Here is a 17,871-nt window from a genome sequence, read left to right on the forward strand (position 1 = left end):
GAGCAAATTGAACGCTAAAATGCTACTGCATTAAGAATTTTTCAAGGAACTGACGGGTACGGGGCTGCTGCGGATTGGCAAACAGCGCTTTAGCCGGCCCCTGCTCAACTATTCTCCCCTGATCCATGAAAATAGCCCGATCGGCAACGTCGCGAGCGAAGCTCATTTCATGCGTCACAATCACCATCGTGCGTTTCTCCTGCGCCAGCTGTCGGATCGTGTTCAGTACTTCCCCGACCAGCTCAGGATCGAGCGCGGACGTGGGTTCGTCAAACAGGATCACATCCGGGCGCATCGCCAGCGCGCGCGCAATGGCGACACGCTGCTGCTGCCCGCCAGATAAGCGACGCGGATAGCTCGTCTCCTTCCCTGCCAGCCCAACCTTCGCCAGCAGCTCGCGGGCGCGGACCGTCGCGTCTTCCTTAGGTTCCCCCTTGACGATGACCGGCCCTTCAATAATGTTTTCCAGCACCGTGCGGTGCGGAAAGAGATTAAAGCTCTGGAACACGAAGCCGACATGCTGGCGCAGGCGGCGAATCAGCCCTTTTTGCTGGCTGATGGGTTTCCCGGTATCAATGGTGATATCACCCACGCGGATCGTCCCGCCTTCGGGCTGCTCCAGTAAATTGATGCTGCGCAGCAGCGTGGTTTTGCCTGACCCGCTCGGGCCAATAATTGCTACCACTTCGCCCTGCTCAACCTCAAGATCAATGCCATGCAGCACCGTTTGTCCATGGAATTTTTTCACCAGGTTTTTAACGTCAATTGCACTCATTTTGGATCACGCTCCTGGCGGTTAAGCTGGTTTTCAAAATAGTTTTGCAGAGCGGACAGCACCGTCGCCATCACCCAGTAAATCAGCGAGGCCGCCAGATACATGGTAAACACTTCCAGCGTGCGCGAGGTGATCAGCTGCGCCTGACGGAACAGCTCCGGCACCTGAATGGTCGCCGCAAGCGAGGTGTCTTTCACGAGGCTGATAAAGCTGTTGCTCAGCGGCGGTAACGCCACGCGCGCCGCCTGGGGCAGGATCGCCCGGCGCAGCGTCTGCCACGGGGTCATCCCGATACTGGCAGCCGCTTCCCACTGTCCTTTATCGATGGACGAGATCGCCGCACGCAGCGTTTCAGAGGTGTACGCCGCCGTATTCAGCGACAGGCCAATCATCGCCGCCGGGATCGGATCCAGCTCGATACCGAACTGTGGCAGCCCGTAGTAAATCATAAACAGCTGGGCGATAAGCGGCGTTCCGCGGAACACGGAGATGTAAAACCGCGCCAGCCACCGCACCGGCCAGATGTTCGACATGCGCATCAGTGCCAGCACAAACCCGAGCACCAGCCCGAAGAACATCCCGCCGATACTGAGCTGTAAAGTAAACACCGCGCCCTTAAGCAAGAACGGCAGCGAATCAATAACCAGTTGAATACTTTCTTGCATTATTATTTTTCTACCTGATTTTTAGACATGAGGATGATAGGCAAACAGCGCAGGCGCCCCGCCAGTATGAACAAACAAAATGGGTCCTTCATCCTTAAAGCGCTTGCGGGCGATGCCGTCGATCAGGCCCGCCATTGCCTTGCCGGTATAGACCGGGTCGAGCAGAATACCTTCGAGACGGGCCAGCAGCTTAACCGCCTCCATCCCTTCATCATTGGGGGTGCCATAGCCCGGCGCGAAATAGTCATCCCACAGCAGTATTTCCGCCTTCGCCTGAAGCGCAAGCTGTTCAGCCACCGCCTGTTGCAGGGTGACGACTTTCGGCTTCTGGTCCGCAACGCTTCTGGAAACCGTCACGCCAATCAGCTCGACCTCCGGCATCAGTTGCTCAAGCCCGACCGCTAAACCAGCATGGGTCCCCGCACTGCCGGACGCCACCACCACCGAGGATAAACTCACCGCGCCTTCGCACTGCTGAGCGATTTCCAGCGCGCTCTCAACATAGCCGAGGGCACCCAGCGCATTCGAGCCGCCAACCGGGATCACGTACGGACGAAAACCCTGCGCTTCCAGACGCGTCGCCAGCTCGTCGAGCTGTGCAGCCGGGTCGGTCAACGCGTCGACCATTTCAACCTGCACGTTGAACAGATCCAGCAGCAAACGGTTACCGTTAGTCAGGTAATTCTCTGCCTGCGTCCCGATCGGGTTCTCCAGCAGGGCAACGCAGTGGAGTCCCAGCTTCGCCGCCACTGCCGCCGTCTGGCGAACGTGGTTAGACTGAATTGCCCCGGCGGTGATCAGCGTGTCCGCGCCTTCGCGCAGGGCATCGGCGGCGAGAAATTCCAGCTTGCGCAGCTTATTTCCGCCCATCGCCATGGGCGTCACATCGTCACGCTTAATGAATATATCGCGCCCCAGATAGTCAGAAAATCGCGGCAGATACTCCAGCGGCGTGGGTGCGCCGATAAATTCCAGACGAGGAAAGCGCGTTAAATTCTGTAGTGACATGGTTCCTCCGGTCACGCAAACAATTGTTATTTCATTATGCACGCAGACGCGCGAGAAATAAAAAAGGCGCTTTTAAAAGCGCCTTTTTTTGTCAGTCAGAGACTTATTTCGTCACGTCTGCGCCGAACCACTTCTCAGAAAGCGCCTTCAGGCTGCCGTCTTTCTGCATCTCAGCAATGGCGCCGTCGATGGCTTTCAGCAGATCCTCGTTACCTTTACGCACCGCCACGCCGGACTCCTGACGGGAGAACGCATCACCCGCGACAGCCAGGGTATTGTTGGTTTTCTTCACCAGATCCAGCGCTGCCAGGCGGTCCACCAGAATGGCGTCAATACGGCCTACGCGTAGATCCTGGTATTTCGTCGGGTCATCATCGTAGGTACGGATGTCCACGCCCTGCACGTTCTGGCGCAGCCACTCTTCGTAGTTGGTGCCCAGACCGACGCCGACTTTCTTACCTTTCAGATCCGCTGCGGATTTGATGCTGCCTTCGTTACCTTTCTTCACCAGCGCCTGAATACCGGACACGGTGTACGGCGTGGAGAAGTCATACTTCTTCTTACGCTCGTCAGAAATGGTTACCTGGTTAATCACCACGTCAATACGTTTGGAATCCAGTGACGCCAGCATCCCGTCCCATTTGGTGGGTTTCAGGGAGGCTTTAACGCCGAGGTGTTTTGCCAGCTCCTGCGCAAACTCCACTTCAAAACCGGTCAGTTTACCGTCGTCGCCCTGGAAGCTGAACGGAGGATAGGTTCCTTCCAGCCCAACCAGCAGCGTGCCGCGCTCTTTAACTTTGTTGAGCAGATTCTCTGCCGCGAACGTTTTCACGCTCATCCCCGCGACCAGCGCAACGGCCATCATCCCCATCAGCGCCTGACGACCCAGAAGTGCTAATTTCATAAGTACCCCGATACAGTGGAATTTTTGAGTAGTGTAGAGAAATCGCCTGCAACGTCAAAGGCGGCTGCGCTACATCTTATTCTTTTTTAATATATATCAGAAGTTGTTCCGGCGCGGACTTTCTGCTTTATGACGCCCGGCATCTGGACTTTATATTGCGCGTACTTTCGCAGCGCGATGCGGTAATTATTGGTACTGGTGGCGGGCAACCAGGGTTCCAGATTTTCATCCAGGTATCCGGTCGTCAGCAGATCGCGGGAGATATTTTGCATGGTCAAATGCTGACCCAGGCGGCGCAGGCGAACCACGTATTCACGCACGGTGCCGTGACTCATCTCCGTTTGTTCAAACAGGAATTGCTTGAAGCCGATAATATCGAAGAAGTCGCTTTGCTCTTTGCAATGGAGATCGCCACAGAAACGGCAAAGCGCTACCCACTCTTTTTGCTCTTCAAGCCAGGCGGCTTCATCCATCAGCGTGTCGAGGCGGGAAATCGCAATCTTGTTCACGATTTCACCGCGACGAACCAGCGTGATGCGGTCGAGTAATTTTTTACAGTGGGCGCAATGCGTCTGGCTGTGTTTAAAGTCTTTCAGGTAGCGGCTTAAAGGCCGTCTTTTAGATTGCTGCACCGTCATGATAACTCCTGGTTGTCAATACGTTGTGCGGCATTTCCAAGGCGAATGACTCACCTATAACTTACCCAGTTTTGTGCGCAGGCGTTTAATGGCCTGGCTGTGCAGCTGGCTCACCCGTGACTCGCCCACCTCCAGCACGGCGCCAATCTCTTTGAGATTGAGCTCTTCCTGGTAATAGAGGGTTAACACCAGTTGCTCACGTTCCGGTAAAGCTTCAATCGCTTCCATCACGCGCTGGCGTAAATTCCCTTCCAGTAAATGGTGTAACGGGTTTTCTTGCTGGTGTTCATCGGTCACCAGCTCGATGCTATCGCCATGCTCTTCGCGCCACTCATCATAAGAGAAGAGTTGGCTGTTATTGGTATCGAGCAACATCTGGCGATACTCTTCAACAGGAATGCCCAGACGCTCCGCTACTTCGGTTTCCGTCGCGTTGCGCCCCAGCTCCTGTTCCAGCTGCCCCATCGCATGCGCCACTTCGCGCGCGTTGCGGCGAACGCTGCGCGGCACCCAGTCGCGGCTGCGCAGCTCGTCCAGCATCGCACCACGAATACGCTGCACTGCGTAAGTCGTAAATGCCGTTCCTTGCAGAGCGTCGTACCGGTCAACTGCATTCAATAACCCGATACCGCCCGCCTGTAGCAGATCGTCCAGTTCCACGCTCGCCGGCAAACGCACCTGGAGGCGCAATGCTTCGTGACGCACCAGCGGAACATAACGCTGCCACAGCGAGTGTTTATCCATTACACCTTCAGCGGTATAGAGTGAATTCACGATAAACAGCCCTGCGTTAGTTGAGTTATCGGCATGATTATCCGATTCTGGAGGGTAATCAATTGGATGAATAATGGGTGAAATGGGGGGTTATTTGCCTATTACTTTATAATCCTCGACGCTGGCACAGCATATAAAACCAGTTCAAAAGCCAGTTCCGGATGGTGGCCGCGAAGATAAAAGGCGTAATCTGCGCTGAGTGACTGAATATATTGCGGAATAGTCAGCAGATCTTCCGGTTTATGATAAAGGCTAATTGCCAGCAGCGGCTGCCAGGTCCGAATAGTCTCAGCGGCGCCCTCCAGTGCTTTAAGCTCCGCCCCTTCGACATCCATTTTTATAAATGTGGCTTTACTGCCCTGGAGGATATTATCGATGCTGTCCAGCTCAATGGTGACGGTATTGCTGCTTTGCTCCACAAGGCGTGAAGAGAGGGCATTTCCCGACTGAAAAGAGAGAACGATTTTATTATCCCACACCCCTTTTTGCACCGGCTGGCAGAATGGCCACCGACGCGTATTGTCACAAAGCTGAGCATAATTACCGGCATCCGGTTCGAAACCGACAATTTTTTCCGGCATCGCGACCTGCTGGCGCTCCACTTCCTGCATAAACGCGCCGATGCTGTCGCCATTGTAGGCACCGCAATCGATGAAGACTTCGTTATCCTGTAGACGGAGAACATCGGCAGGGAAATAGTGAGCTGGCTCGTAGATCGTCTGGTAATAGCCACGCGTTGCGCTCAGACGCTGCTTCAGGAATGCGACCAGCGTTTCTCTTGAGCGTTCGTCTGCCAGGACTGCATAGACCTCTTCGAGGACGTCGCTATGCCCGGCGCAAAACGACGGGGTATACCATAGACGGGTGCTGACGCCGATAAACGCGGGATCGTATACCAGCACGTTGGCACCACCGCGACGTAATTCGTACTGCAACGCTTCGCTTACGTACTGTAGCGCCACGATACAGTTAAATTCGCCGGGCTGTTCAATGAGATCTTCAATCGGCACCACCGGCAGGCCGTGGAAGGTCATGCCCTCGGTCAGGTACTGTCGGTTTAATGCCACCTTATCGAGAGGCATATTTTCCCGGAACATAAATTCCGCGGTCATCTGCCCGAGGCAGCCTGCGCCGTACAGCACCAGCGGAAGACCGCTGGCATGCATAGCGCGGATGCTTTCAACGAAGTGATTATCGTAGCCCTGTATTTGTTCCAGTAATGTCATGTGGTCCTCAGCTAAACCTTTGTTAACGATGCAAATCGACTTTCGCAGACGTCACCGCGCTCTGCTGCGCTTTTTCGAGAAACTCCAGGCCGCGAACGGCGGTATCGCAGCTGAGGCTGTATCCTGTAGGCTCACCGCGTAAGCTGGCGGCGATGTCGGCGTAATAGTTAGCAAACGCCTCAATAAAGCCGGCGGGATGCCCTGCCTTAAAACGACAATAGCGCGGCTGATTAGCCACCCTGTTATCTCCCGCCGTGCGGTCGATAAGCCGCACGTTGCCGTGTTCATCGGCAAGACGGAGATATTCGGGTTCCATCTGCAGCCACTCCGCGCTGCCCAGCGATCCATAGATGCGGATGCGCAGGCCGTTGCGGTAACCGAGCGCCGCTTTGCCATACCAGTAGTTGCAAACCATATCGTCGCCATAGCGGGACACCAGGTTCACCGTATCGACAACGTCCGATACGCGCGCAAAGGTGCTGTTGATCGCATAGACATCTTCGGCTTGCCTGTCCGTCAGAAACTCCACCAGCTGGTGAACATGGACACCAAGGTCGAGCGAAACGGTGGGAATGTCCCCGTCAACGCGTCGCCATTCCTGAGGCTGCGGCACGCTGCCATCCTCACGGCTGCGAATAAACCCTTCCTGCGGCATTTCGACCATGACGTGCTGAATTTTGCCCAGCTCGCCGTTGAGCAGGCGCTCGCGCAGTTCGCGAACCATGGGATAACCGGTGTAGTTATAGGTGACGTACAGTTGCCCTTTCATGTCCGCCACGCGCCGGGCGATATCCCGCGCGTCGCCCGCGCTGGCAACCAACGCTTTTTCACTGATAACCGGCAGCCCGTACTCCAGAGCGGCCATGATAATTTCACGGTGGGCCGGCGTAGGCGTCAGGATAACCACGGCATCCAGCCGCGCGTGCTGTTCTTCCAGCAGGGTAACCGCGCTGGTGTAGATGGACTCGTCGTTAAGCCCCCAGGCCCGCCCCGTCTGCTGGTTCAGGGACACATCGCGGCTAAAGCAGCCCGCCGTGAGCTGGAAATGTCCATCCATTTGGCTGGCGATTTTGTGGGTCAAGCCGATGGCGGAATTGATCCCACCGCCGATAAATCCGAGTGACAGCGGCCTGTTCATAATCCGGTCCTTACAACGTAGTAAAAGAGAAATAGTTTTTTAGCTGCGGCGTGTGGCGCGCCATGGCAGTAAGTTCGGTAAACTCCGCAAATACCAGCCCGGCGCGATCCCCGGGGGCAGGCCCGAGTTCATCGCCCGGCTGTTTAAGCGGGACAGCCTGCATGACCGTGGCCGGCAGCAAGGCGTAGCTAAAGCCGAAGAAACGGCTTTGCCGTTCGCTGGAGACCGTATGGCGCGCAATGTAGCGCTGGCGCGCCGGTCGCCGGTGCGCAAACGCGCTCTGCTCACCGATAAAGGGGGCGACAAATTCGCGGCAATAATCTATGCCCGTTGAGAACTCAATCAGCTTCGAGTAGAGATCGCCGGGGCAGCGGCGGGTAACCTCAATCAGCCAAAATGCCTCTTCGTCAGCGATAAGCTGGGTATGCAACAAACCGTCTACCAGATTCAAATCACTGACGATGGCCTGCATGCACTCGCTGATGCGGTCGCGCATCGGCTCGCTGAGGTTGACGCTCAGGCAGCTGCTATTCACCTGCCACGGGTAGACCGTGCAGTACTCATCGACAAAAAATTCGCAGACGATTTGCCCACCGCGGATAAAGGCGGAGTGGCTGTACAGGGCCCCCTGGCAGAACATTTCAATGACGCACTCCCCTCCTGCCGATGCCGCACGGGCGATATTTACCGCCTCATCCAGCTCTGACGGCTGATGAATCAGTGAAATCCCCTTTCCGCTGTAGGCATCAACGGGTTTAACCAGCAGCGGAAACGCCATAGCGCGCGCCTCATGAAGGCTGCCGGCGGCCTGCGGGATAGGGTATCCCCGGGCGCTGGCCCATTTCCTGAAACGGTCCTTAAGAAAGAGAAGATCGCTGACGTCGGGCTCGTCGAAGCCTGGAAGGCCCAGCGCCTGCGCGACCCGACAGCCAGATAGGTAAGAGACGTCGGTTACGCCCGGGGAAAGCGCGGTAATGTTTTCAGTACGGGCAATCGCCAGCACGGCGTCGCTGTCGGCATAATTTTGCACGCAGGCCGCGTCAGCATATTTCATCCCCGCGTCCTGGGCTTTTCCGCTACAGGCGAGCGTGCGAAAACCCGCCGCCTTAATGGCCTGCTGCAAGGGCAGTGAGGCAAAGCCCGCGTCAAGGATCATGGCAGTACGCGTCATCGTCATACCGCCAGCGCCGTGAGTATTGTTGACTCGTCAGACGGTAACCGCCCGGGCAGCGCGGCGCGCTTCAGGGCATTCACCACCCGATCCTGATCCTGTGACGTTAATCCCGGATAAACAGGCAGGCACAGCACCTTGTCGGCGATAGCGTTCGCCACAGGCAGATGCTCTTCCGCCGAGGTTGGGAAACCTCTGTACATGGCAAAGGAGCTGATCAGCGGATAGAAATAGCGGCGCGTCAGAATATTATCTGCCTTGAATAGCGCATAGACTTCGTCGCGGCTTCTGCCAAATTCCGGCTCAATGAGCACCGGAAAATAGGCGTGATTCCAGCTCACATCGTCTGGCACGTCGACGAACGTTAATCCTTCCAGCCCCTCCAGGAGGTCGCAATAGCGTTGATGGAGCGCCTTGCGCTCCTCCAGGGCTTTATCGATATGCTTAAGCTGAAGCAGGCCAAACGCGGCTTCCACTTCATTCATTTTGGCGTTAATCCCCGGGGCCACGATGCGGGTTTCACCAGCAAAGCCAAAATTCTTGAGATAGTCGATGCGCTGCTTGGTTTTCAGATCCTGGGATATAATCGCCCCGCCCTCAAAGGTATTAAAGACTTTGGTGGCATGGAAGCTGAGTATCGATAAATCGCCGTGGTTTAAAATACTGACATCATTTTTACGCACGTTAAAGGCGTGTGCGGCATCATAAATAACCCGCAAACCGTAAACGTCCGCAATTTTCTGGATTTTATCGATGTCGCAAGGAATACCGTAACAGTGGACAGGTAAAATTGCCGTGGTATGCGGCGTAATTAATTCTTCGATACGATCCGGATTAATATTATAGGTTCGGGGATCGATATCAGCGAAGACGGGCGTTAAGCCATTCCACAGCAGGCTATGCGAGGTTGCAACAAAGGAATAAGGCGTGGTGATCACCTCGCCGCTCAGACGCAGTGCCTGAAACGCCGTCAGCAAGGCCAGCGTACCGTTAGCAAACAGCGACAGGTGCTTTACGCCAAGATATTCCGCCAGCGCTTCTTCAAGCTGCTGGTGAAAAGGCCCGCCGTTCGTCAGGGTCTTGTTTTGCCATATTTGCTCCAGATAGGGGATAAACTCTTCCAGAGGAGGCAAAAAAGGACTGGTTACGTAAATTTCACTCATAGCGTACCTCGGTATTGATACCGGCAAATTTTTTCCAGACGGCCTGCGTTATTAGCGATGTTCATTTATGCGCGCTCTTCAGCAATGAGGAAGGCATGCGGTTTTTCTCCACGGCAATAGATCCCCCACGCTTCGCGCAGCGCCCGTTCAAAGTTTTCAGCAACGTTAAAATCGGGTACATGGTCGACCGGGATCCGCTCCCGCATCCCCTGACGTATTTCAGCCAGCTCGGGAATACGTTTACTCCAGCCGGTGGCCATGGAAATATAATCGGCTTCATCTGCCGCAATAAACTGCTCCAGCCCGTAAGAACGCATAATATCGACGCCCTGCTGGCAAGGTATGGTTGGGCCATTCATCGTCAATGTCGGCACGCCCATCCACGCCCCGTGATGCGTGGTCGTTCCGCCGCTGTAGGGGAATGCATCGAGCAAAATATCAATTTCATGATGCAGGGCCAGGTACTCGTCCAGTTCGACCAGCCCTCTGAAAAGCAGCCGGTCCTGAGAAATACCACGCTGCCTGAGACGTTTTGTCATGGCCGCGATCATTTCGGCGTCGGTCATGTTACCTATCAACAAGCGCCCCTCAGGATAGCCCTGTAAAATAGCGGCCCATGCGTCCAGAACCTGGTCGTTTATTTTTTTAGAACGGTTAAAGCTGGCAAACGTAATATAGCCGTTGCGAAGCGCGGGCAATGGGTTAATGTCCGGGCTTCGCGGATGGGGCTGGAAGCTCTTACGCGTTGCGACGAACATCGCGTTTTCCACCAGCTGTTCTTCAAGCGCCGGCGACTGCGCCAGGCTCGATGAAAGCAGAATATAATCCATCTCCTTCATACCGGTCGTGCCGGGATAGCCTATCCAGGTTATCTGGATCGGGGCCGGACGCAGGGCGAAGACCGGTAGCCGGTTGTAGGCGGTATGGCCCGATAAATCGAACAGAATATCGATTTCGTCTTCCGCTATCAGCTTCGCCAGCTCGATATCGCTGATGGCATCCACCTGGCGCCACAGGGTAGCGCTCTCGCGAAGGTGGCAGTAAACGTCATCCTCCTCGAGGAAAAGGGTGTTATAGGCAACCAAATCATATTGTTCACGATTGATGGCGTCCCAGTAAGGCAGCAGGAAATTGGCCACGGGGTGCTTGCGCAAATCACCGGAAACAAAGCCGAGCCGGAGCCTGCGCTGAGGCTCCCGGGAATTGCCGAGCGCAAGCTTAACCCCGCTCTCCTTAGCCCAGGCTGAAGCGCGACGACCAAATTCCAGATGCCTTTCCAGCAGTTCATCCGCCTTCACGCTGGCGTCGTGACTCATCACGAAGAGTAAATTGCTGAAGTAACCAAAATTGTAGTTACTGAGCTCGACGGCCTTTTCCATGAAATAGCGCGCCTCGGCCATTTTATGATTGTCACTCAGGACGATGCCGGTAAGACCAAGCGAGCTGGGGCCAGGGTGCTGGAAGCGCATAATTTCCCTGCAGCATTTTTCTGCCAGCGACATATCGCCATACGCATGATGCAGCGACGCCAGGCTGAGCCAGTAGTCAATATTCTTATTGTTGAGGCGAAGTAAGGTGCGGACGATCTGCCGGGATCCGTAAAATTCACGCTTACGCTGGAGCACCGTGGCAAGATCGTAATAGATATCAAGGCTGGAGAAATAATATCCCATCAGCCTGCAGAGCGAGGCCAGAGCCTCGTCCCAGGCCGAGGTCAATACGCACGTTTTTGAGTAGCAGCGAAGCACGTGAATATTGTCGGGGTTTTTCTCCATTAATTCGCGGGCGTATTCCCGCGCCTCTTTGGAGCGCCCTTTTTGAATAAGGCCGTTCGCCCGCTCGTAAATCGCATCGACGGCCGGATCGGCTAATTCGGGTTCGGCATTGCCTTTCAGCAGCATTCCGCCCTGCGCCCACTCGACGCTCAATAACAACAGCAGAGAAAGTTGCGATTTCAGCACGTCGAGCATGCCCGCTCGCAGGAAACGCTGGAGCTGTTTTTTCCAGGCCTCCGGCGAGCCCGTAAGCAACCCTTTAACCTTCAGCGCCGAGTAGTGTTCCCAGTTCGCCTGCCCTGCCCTGTTCATATCAAACCGCAGGTAATGCCACTCGTCGGGAGTCAATGAGACCCACTCTCCCCACAGGTTCATGAGGGGGATATTCTCTGCAGGACGCCCGGAGGGCAGTCGCCCCACCGGCACCAGCTCATCATGCCGCGCGGCGTTGTATGCGCTGGGGGCGGCGCTCCAGAAGAAGCCATCAGCGCAGGTCATAAACAGCGTTTTCAGGGCTTCCCATACCGTCTGCTGGTAATCCTCCTGAGTTTCAGGGGCACGGCAGTTAAGCACCAGCTGTTCGAAGCTTAAGGACATCGGCCAGGCGTTACCCAGCAGTTCCATGATGCGGATAATAATGGCGTTGTCGGTACGAATGATTCGGCCGTTATTATTTCTGAATTCGTGCGGCGCTTTTGCGGGATCCACGTCCACCGGCACAAAGCTGCCGGCCCAGTGCAGGTTTTTTAGCTGGTCAAGATCCGGTTCGGCAGGAGGCGAGATCGCGTTCAGATGACAAAGCAGGGTGAAGCGTTCTTCTCGCTGCACGGCGTAGTCAAGATACTGCTGTGCCATCGTTCTGCTGGCACCGTCGCTGACGGCCTCCAGCAGCCGTGCCGTTGTCGGGTTATAGTAGCCTCCCAGCTCCGACTGCGGCAGTACGTCACCCAGATACTGCAAGCCCATCTGTTCGGCCTGCGCGCTGAAGTCAGCAAGCGTACAGGCTCCGTCGGTCGGGCTTAAGTAGGCCAGAACCAGCGCGTTGTCGTCCATTTCTTCAGCAAGCCGGACTTCATTCCTGAGCGGGCCCTCCTCCAGCGTTAACAGCATAAAGCTGAGCATGGCGCGGGCGGATGCCAGCAGGTCGCTTCCCTCTTCTGCTCGTTCAAGATGAAACCGTAACGCTTCTCCCAGCGTCAGGCGCGCAGAACTGCCGGGCAGTACGGACCATTTTATGGCGATAACGCCGCTGGCCGATAAATGCGCGTGACACCACTTCAGCAAGGCTTCCCGCTCGCTTTTCCCCAGAAAAGCAAAGGTCTGGTGAATAATGATGTAATCAAACTCGCCGGGATCGGCAGCCAGTAAATCCCCTAACCCCGCGGCAAAGAGCTCAACGTTCTGACATCCTAATTCTGCGGCATGCTGCTGCCCTTTCTGGATAGCCTCTTCATCAATATCCACGCCAATGGCGATACTCTCGGGATACGCCCAGGCATGCATTATCAGGCGCGTTGCCGATCCGCAGCCCATCTCAAGGACGCGGGCAAACGCGGGCAGCGGCGCAGCCAGGTGATTAAGCCGCGCAGAGGCATGGAGGGACTCAGGGCTAACCCGATAGTAGGGATACAGTGTCGTCACGTTTATTCCAGATTCTCGTTATTACAGGCCAGGTTCAGCGCTGGTACTGGCGGATGAGCGCCGATTTATAGGCCTGACATGGCCCTTCTTCCTTTATCGTCACCCAGCTGAACGCCTCTTCACCCGCCTCGCTGTCCAGCATTACGCGACGCTCGGCTCGCGTGATGGCGCGATGGTCCTCTGGCGACAGGCAGTCCAGACAGGAAAAGAGTGCGACCTGCTCCAGGCCCGGCGCGTAGTTGCCGCTGGCGAGGTTATCGTCGATAAAGTGCGCCACCCGGTCGAGATAGCGCTGCGCGACGCCGCCGGGTCTGGCGTAGATGAAACCGGCAAAGACCTCCTCCCAGAAAGGAGCGGCTTCGGTCTGTAACAGCAGCAGCGGCGCGTCGGGCTCCGTCCAGGGCTTGCGCACCAGCACATTCGTGTTTATGGCAATAACGGGCGTATTGAAGGTCGCCAGTGCATGGCGCAGGAAAACGATACGACGGGCAGCGCTGACTACCGACGCGTCCGCGTTACTGGCTATTTTTTCATGGCTGGCAGAGAGGTTAAGTTCAGGAAGCTGTTCCCGAAGCGCCGTCAGGCTTGCTTTAACCGCATCGCTACCGTTAAAAAGATGCAGGTGAACATCCAGCACGTCGCGGTTGGTGTCATACAGGGAGTACAGCATCGGTACGGCGTGTTCGAAATACTCCTCGCTATCGCAGGTTAACAACACCGTCGTTTTACTGGCTGAGTTTTTTTCAATCCAGTTTTCAAAGGCTCCCGCCTTCACCACGCCTTCACTTGCGTTCAGCGATCGGAAATCGATGTAAGAATCCGGAATGCCCCCGAGCCTGTAGATCCCACAGGCGATCATCAGCAGGGCCATGGGATCTTCGCCAATCAACGACGCATCCGCGGTCAGCGCCTGGATCACCACCATCGCCTGGTTGAAGTCGTTTTCCATTAAACAGATCAGCAGCAGGATTTTCAGTACCGGAGCCGAGCTGCTTACCAGCGAAAGATTATTGTTTATCAAAAATAGCGCTGAACTGATTTCGTTCACCCGGAATAACAGCTGAATGGCGGCGACAAGATAATTACTATTGCTGTCGGCTTTTAGGGCCGAGACGATATATTCGGTAAGCCGGGCGCGCTGGTCTGCGGATAATACCTCTCCTTCGCCAGTGCGGGCGTCATTCAGCGCGCCGTTGGCCAGCACGATCGCGCACAGCATATTTTTTAAGGCCGCATCTTTTTCCGCCTCCAGCCCCGTTTCTGCCGCACGGATCGTCGGCTCGAGGGCGGTAATATTGGCGCTCTTAAAACTGAAGATTTCCGCCGCGATGTTTGCGGGCATAACGTCGGCTTCCGGGAGATCGATAAACCGGGTAAAGACATCCCGATAAAACTGACGCATAGCCCGGCTACGTGCGAATTCACTCATCTTATAACTCATCGGTAAACTGTCGTCAGACGACCGGAAAAAGAGATTTTAGGCAGAGTACCACTGCGCTACGGGGGGTGATGGCGGGAAAACGCTGCTAAATGCAGCCTTATTTTGCAGATTACGCGCGGGTATTTTTAAGGATAAATAGTGAAAAAAAAGGCTGCTGTTTCCAGCAACCTTTTTTACATATTTTGCGGCTATTAACGCAGCAGGGACAGCATCGCCTGTGGAACCTGGTTTGCCTGAGACAGCACGGAAGTACCAGCCTGCTGCAGGATCTGCGCGCGAGACATGTTAGAAACTTCAGTTGCGTAGTCAGCGTCCTGGATACGGGACTGAGCAGCAGACAGGTTAGTGATAGAGTTGTTCAGGTTGTTGATGGTAGATTCGAAACGGTTCTGAATCGCACCCATGTTTGAACGAGCGGTATCAATTTTAGAGATAGCGTTGTCTGCGGCGGTGATGAACGCTTTAGCAGTGCTGTTGTCGGTGATAGTACCGGTCAGGCCAGTGTCGAGGCTGGTTGCTTTAGCATTGATCAGTGCGCCAGTGGTGATAGCGATGCTATCAGTAGCGCCAGTACCCGCGCCAACCTGGATGTTCAGGGAAGCAGTCTGGCTACCGTCCAGCAGTTTTTTGCCGTTGAAGTTAGCAGCGCCAGCGATACGGTCGATTTCACCCAGCCGCTGAGTGATTTCAGTGCTGATTGAGGTGTAGTCAGTGGTGCCGTTAGTATCGTTCGCAGCCTGAACAGCCAGCTCACGGATACGCTGTAAGTTGGAGTTGATCTCGTTCAGGTTACCTTCAGCGGTCTGAACCAGAGAGATACCGTCGTTAGCGTTACGTGCAGCCTGAGTCATCCCTTTGATCTGAGAATTCATACGGTTGGCAATCGCCTGACCAGCAGCGTCATCTTTAGAGCTGTTGATACGCAGACCGGAAGACAGACGCTCGATAGCGGTGCCCAGAGAAGACTGAGATTTGTTCAGGTTGTTCTGAGTGGTCAGGGACAACAGGTTAGTATTGATAACTGCCATAATTTTAATTCCTTCAAAAATGGTTTCTAGGGTCGGTGCCTAACACTCACGGCGTCTCTCACCGTCAACAAGGTTATCGACGCCCTGGCAGCAGACTTTAGAAAATATCGAAGAAAATATTTAATTCATTGTTTTATAAGGTTTTATTTACATTAAACCGGCGCCAGCACTAATTTAAGCATGCAAAATGACGATGCCTGATGCTGCCTGTATGCACGCTTTTTAAGCGATAAATTTTTTTGGCTCGCCGTAAACTTTTTGCCAGCCTGGCCGATAAACGACTGAAACATCCATTGAGAAGGAATATTACATGGCGACAATCAGTAATCTCGGGGTGGGCATGCCCGGCCTGCAGGATCTGTACGATAAGCTCCAGGCTGCAGAAGAGACAAAATTAACGGCCATTGCCAAACAGAAAACGACTTACGACGCGCAAATTACCGGTTACGGCAAACTGCAAAGCGCCCTGACGACCCTGCAAACCGCAGCTGCCAAGCTGGCAAAAACGGATACCTGGAACTCCACGTCAATTAGCAGCACCAACACCGCGTTCTCGGCGGTCAGTACCTCCAGCGCCAACGTTGGCGATGTCACCGTAAACGTCAGCAAGATTGCGAAAGGCCAGGTTCTGACGACCGCGCCCGGCACCATTGACAGCAATACAAAGCAGTTAGGCGGCACAACCGGTTCCAACAGCCGAACCATTACCATCACCCAGGCCGGAGCCGACAGCAAGCCGCTGACGGTTACGCTTGCCGATGGCGACACGTCGCTGAACGGGATTGCGAAAGCCATTAACGCGGCCAACGGCGGCGTATCGGCAAGCGTGGTGAAGGCCGACGACGGCGACTATCGCCTGATGCTGACCTCCAAAACCACGGGTACCGATTCCGATATGACCGTAACGGTAACCGGGGACGATACGCTGAATGCCGTCATCGGCAGCGGCGCGCTTAACGAGCAGGTGAAGTCGCAGAATGCCGTCGTTAACGTGAACGGTATCCAAATTGTTCGCCAGAGCAATACCATCACTGACGCCCTGCCCGGGGTTACGTTAACCCTGAAAGCGCCGAGCACGGCAGATGAAACCCTGACGGTAGCGCGCTCGACAGACGATAACAAAAAAGCCATTACGGAATGGGTTACTGCCTACAACGCGCTGCAGTCCACCATTGCCTCGCTGACCAAGTATGAGCCGCCTGCGGTGGGTGCAACCGCCCAGTCGTCGAACAACGGCGTACTCATGGGTGACAGTACTATCCGCGGAGTACAATCCGATCTGCGTGCTTTATTGACCAATGTGCAGAGCGGCTCTTATGCCATCATGGCGCAGCTTGGTATTACGCAGGACCCGGTTAAAGGTGCAGATGGCGCAATTGGCAACCTGAAGATCGATGATAAAAAATTAACCAAAATCCTCACGGAAGATCCTGCTGGCGTGCAGGCCTATTATGTGGGTGACGGCAAAACGACCGGTTTCGCCACGCAGATGAATAACAAGCTGACCGATATGCTGAGCACCTCTGTCGGTAAAGAGGGCGTTATTCAGAATGCGAAGGACGGTATCAACGCCACGCTTAAGTCCATCGGTAAACGTTACGACGCGATGGAGCTGTCCATCGAAGCCACGATGGCGCGCTATAAAAAGCAGTTTAACGATTTGGATAAGCTGGTCACCAAATTCAACAGTACGGCCACTTATTTGAACCAACAGTTCAGCAGTAAGTAAGAAAGGAACCGATATGTATAGCAAATCTGGTGTACAAGCCTATCAGCAGGTAGGTCTTGAATCTGCTGTCTTGAGTGCCAGCCCGCACCAGTTGGTTGTCATGTTATTCGACGGTATCCATAGCGCGCTTATACGGGCGCGCCTTTTCCTTGAGCAAGGGGATATTCCCGCTAAGGGCGAGGCCCTGTCTAAGGCCATTAATATTATCGAAAATGGCCTGAAGGCAGGGTTAAATATGGATGTGGGGGGAGAACTTCCCCACAACCTTTCTGCGCTTTATGACTATATGGTACGCCGTCTGTTACATGCAAACCTGCGCAATGACATTGAGGCTATTACCGAGGTCGAGGCTCTTCTGCTCAATATTTCCGACGCCTGGAAGCAAATCGGCCCGGGTTATTCTCCCAAGCAGGATTAACTGTAATGAAAGACTCCAGCTTATCCCTAAAAAAGTGGCATGCTCTTTATGCGCTTAGCAATACCATGCTAGGCCTTGCTCAATCCGGGAAATGGGATGAGCTAATCGATCGGGAGGTTGCCTACGTTTCGCTGGTTGAAGAGATCAGCACGACCCCTTTTCCGCCTGACAGCAAGTACATTCAGGACCAGGCGATGGTCATCCTGAATCAGGTGCTTCAGAATGAACTCATTCTTAAAGAGTTGCTTCAGGAAAGAATGAGCGAGCTGAGCGGTCTTATTGCCCAAACCAATAAGCAAAAAAACGTCAACGTCACCTACGGCAGGCTTTCGGGCAACATATTATTTCCCGGAGAGATGAATCACTAATACACGTTA

At 54.7% G+C, this 17,871-nt stretch carries 16 protein-coding genes; 3 read left to right on the plus strand and 13 right to left on the minus strand.

Annotated features, from left to right (window positions below; all coding sequences use genetic code 11):
- Positions 1-22: 22 nt before the first annotated feature.
- The 13 genes from tcyN to IM290_RS14905 form a co-directional block, all read right to left on the minus strand.
- Positions 23-775, minus strand: coding sequence for an L-cystine ABC transporter ATP-binding protein TcyN (gene tcyN, locus IM290_RS14845; RefSeq protein ID WP_003859634.1), 753 nt, complete (start codon positions 773-775; stop codon positions 23-25).
- Positions 772-1,440: a cystine ABC transporter permease gene (tcyL, locus tag IM290_RS14850; protein ID WP_003859632.1), complete on the minus strand. Its 669-nt coding sequence runs from the start codon at positions 1,438-1,440 to the stop codon at positions 772-774. The genes tcyN and tcyL overlap by 4 nt, the downstream gene beginning before the upstream one ends.
- A 21-nt stretch (positions 1,441-1,461) precedes the next feature.
- On the minus strand, positions 1,462-2,448 hold the full coding sequence (gene dcyD / locus IM290_RS14855) for a D-cysteine desulfhydrase (RefSeq protein ID WP_017693220.1): 987 nt from the start codon (positions 2,446-2,448) through the stop codon (positions 1,462-1,464).
- Between the two features lie 103 nt (positions 2,449-2,551).
- Positions 2,552-3,352 (minus strand): cystine ABC transporter substrate-binding protein, encoded by an 801-nt coding sequence (gene tcyJ, locus IM290_RS14860; protein WP_003859627.1) that lies wholly within the window; start codon positions 3,350-3,352, stop codon positions 2,552-2,554.
- A gap of 86 nt (positions 3,353-3,438) precedes the next feature.
- On the minus strand, positions 3,439-3,990 hold the full coding sequence (fliZ, locus tag IM290_RS14865; RefSeq protein WP_015570235.1) for a flagella biosynthesis regulatory protein FliZ: 552 nt from the start codon (positions 3,988-3,990) through the stop codon (positions 3,439-3,441).
- Between the two features lie 54 nt (positions 3,991-4,044).
- Complete coding sequence (locus IM290_RS14870) at positions 4,045-4,764, minus strand: RNA polymerase sigma factor FliA (protein ID WP_003859623.1); 720 nt, start codon at positions 4,762-4,764, stop codon at positions 4,045-4,047.
- A 101-nt stretch (positions 4,765-4,865) separates the two neighbouring features.
- On the minus strand, positions 4,866-5,990 hold the full coding sequence (locus IM290_RS14875) for an FkbM family methyltransferase (protein WP_193041503.1): 1,125 nt from the start codon (positions 5,988-5,990) through the stop codon (positions 4,866-4,868).
- 22 nt (positions 5,991-6,012) lie between these two features.
- Positions 6,013-7,128: a Gfo/Idh/MocA family protein gene (locus tag IM290_RS14880; protein WP_148418137.1), complete on the minus strand. Its 1,116-nt coding sequence runs from the start codon at positions 7,126-7,128 to the stop codon at positions 6,013-6,015.
- 10 nt (positions 7,129-7,138) lie between these two features.
- Complete coding sequence (locus IM290_RS14885; protein WP_370532101.1) at positions 7,139-8,299, minus strand: acetyl-CoA carboxylase biotin carboxylase subunit family protein; 1,161 nt, start codon at positions 8,297-8,299, stop codon at positions 7,139-7,141.
- Positions 8,300-8,301: 2 nt separating this feature from the next.
- A complete protein-coding gene (locus IM290_RS14890; RefSeq protein ID WP_148418139.1) occupies positions 8,302-9,462 on the minus strand; it encodes a DegT/DnrJ/EryC1/StrS aminotransferase family protein in 1,161 nt (386 codons plus the stop codon).
- Positions 9,463-9,527: 65 nt separating this feature from the next.
- On the minus strand, positions 9,528-12,878 hold the full coding sequence (locus IM290_RS14895) for a methyltransferase domain-containing protein (protein ID WP_370532102.1): 3,351 nt from the start codon (positions 12,876-12,878) through the stop codon (positions 9,528-9,530).
- Positions 12,879-12,912: 34 nt separating this feature from the next.
- Positions 12,913-14,307, minus strand: a complete 1,395-nt coding sequence (locus IM290_RS14900) for a hypothetical protein (RefSeq protein ID WP_193041501.1) — start codon at positions 14,305-14,307, stop codon at positions 12,913-12,915.
- A 203-nt stretch (positions 14,308-14,510) separates the two neighbouring features.
- Complete coding sequence (locus tag IM290_RS14905; protein WP_047652381.1) at positions 14,511-15,347, minus strand: flagellin; 837 nt, start codon at positions 15,345-15,347, stop codon at positions 14,511-14,513.
- Positions 15,348-15,657: 310 nt separating this feature from the next.
- Here IM290_RS14905 and fliD point away from each other — a divergent pair, with 310 nt between their 5' ends.
- From fliD to fliT, 3 genes are read left to right on the plus strand one after another with little or no spacing between them, the layout of a single operon-like run.
- A complete protein-coding gene (fliD, locus tag IM290_RS14910) occupies positions 15,658-17,076 on the plus strand; it encodes a flagellar filament capping protein FliD (protein ID WP_193041500.1) in 1,419 nt (472 codons plus the stop codon).
- Between the two features lie 13 nt (positions 17,077-17,089).
- Positions 17,090-17,494, plus strand: a complete 405-nt coding sequence (gene fliS / locus IM290_RS14915; RefSeq protein ID WP_148418143.1) for a flagellar export chaperone FliS — start codon at positions 17,090-17,092, stop codon at positions 17,492-17,494.
- 5 nt (positions 17,495-17,499) lie between these two features.
- Positions 17,500-17,862 carry a flagella biosynthesis regulatory protein FliT gene (fliT, locus tag IM290_RS14920; protein ID WP_193041499.1) on the plus strand — a complete coding sequence of 121 codons (363 nt, stop codon included), beginning with the start codon at positions 17,500-17,502 and terminating at the stop codon, positions 17,860-17,862.
- Positions 17,863-17,871 lie beyond the last annotated feature (9 nt).

The sequence above is a fragment of the Enterobacter cloacae complex sp. S1 genome, assembly GCF_014930525.1.
In the GTDB taxonomy this organism is placed as follows: domain Bacteria; phylum Pseudomonadota; class Gammaproteobacteria; order Enterobacterales; family Enterobacteriaceae; genus Enterobacter; species Enterobacter hormaechei_C.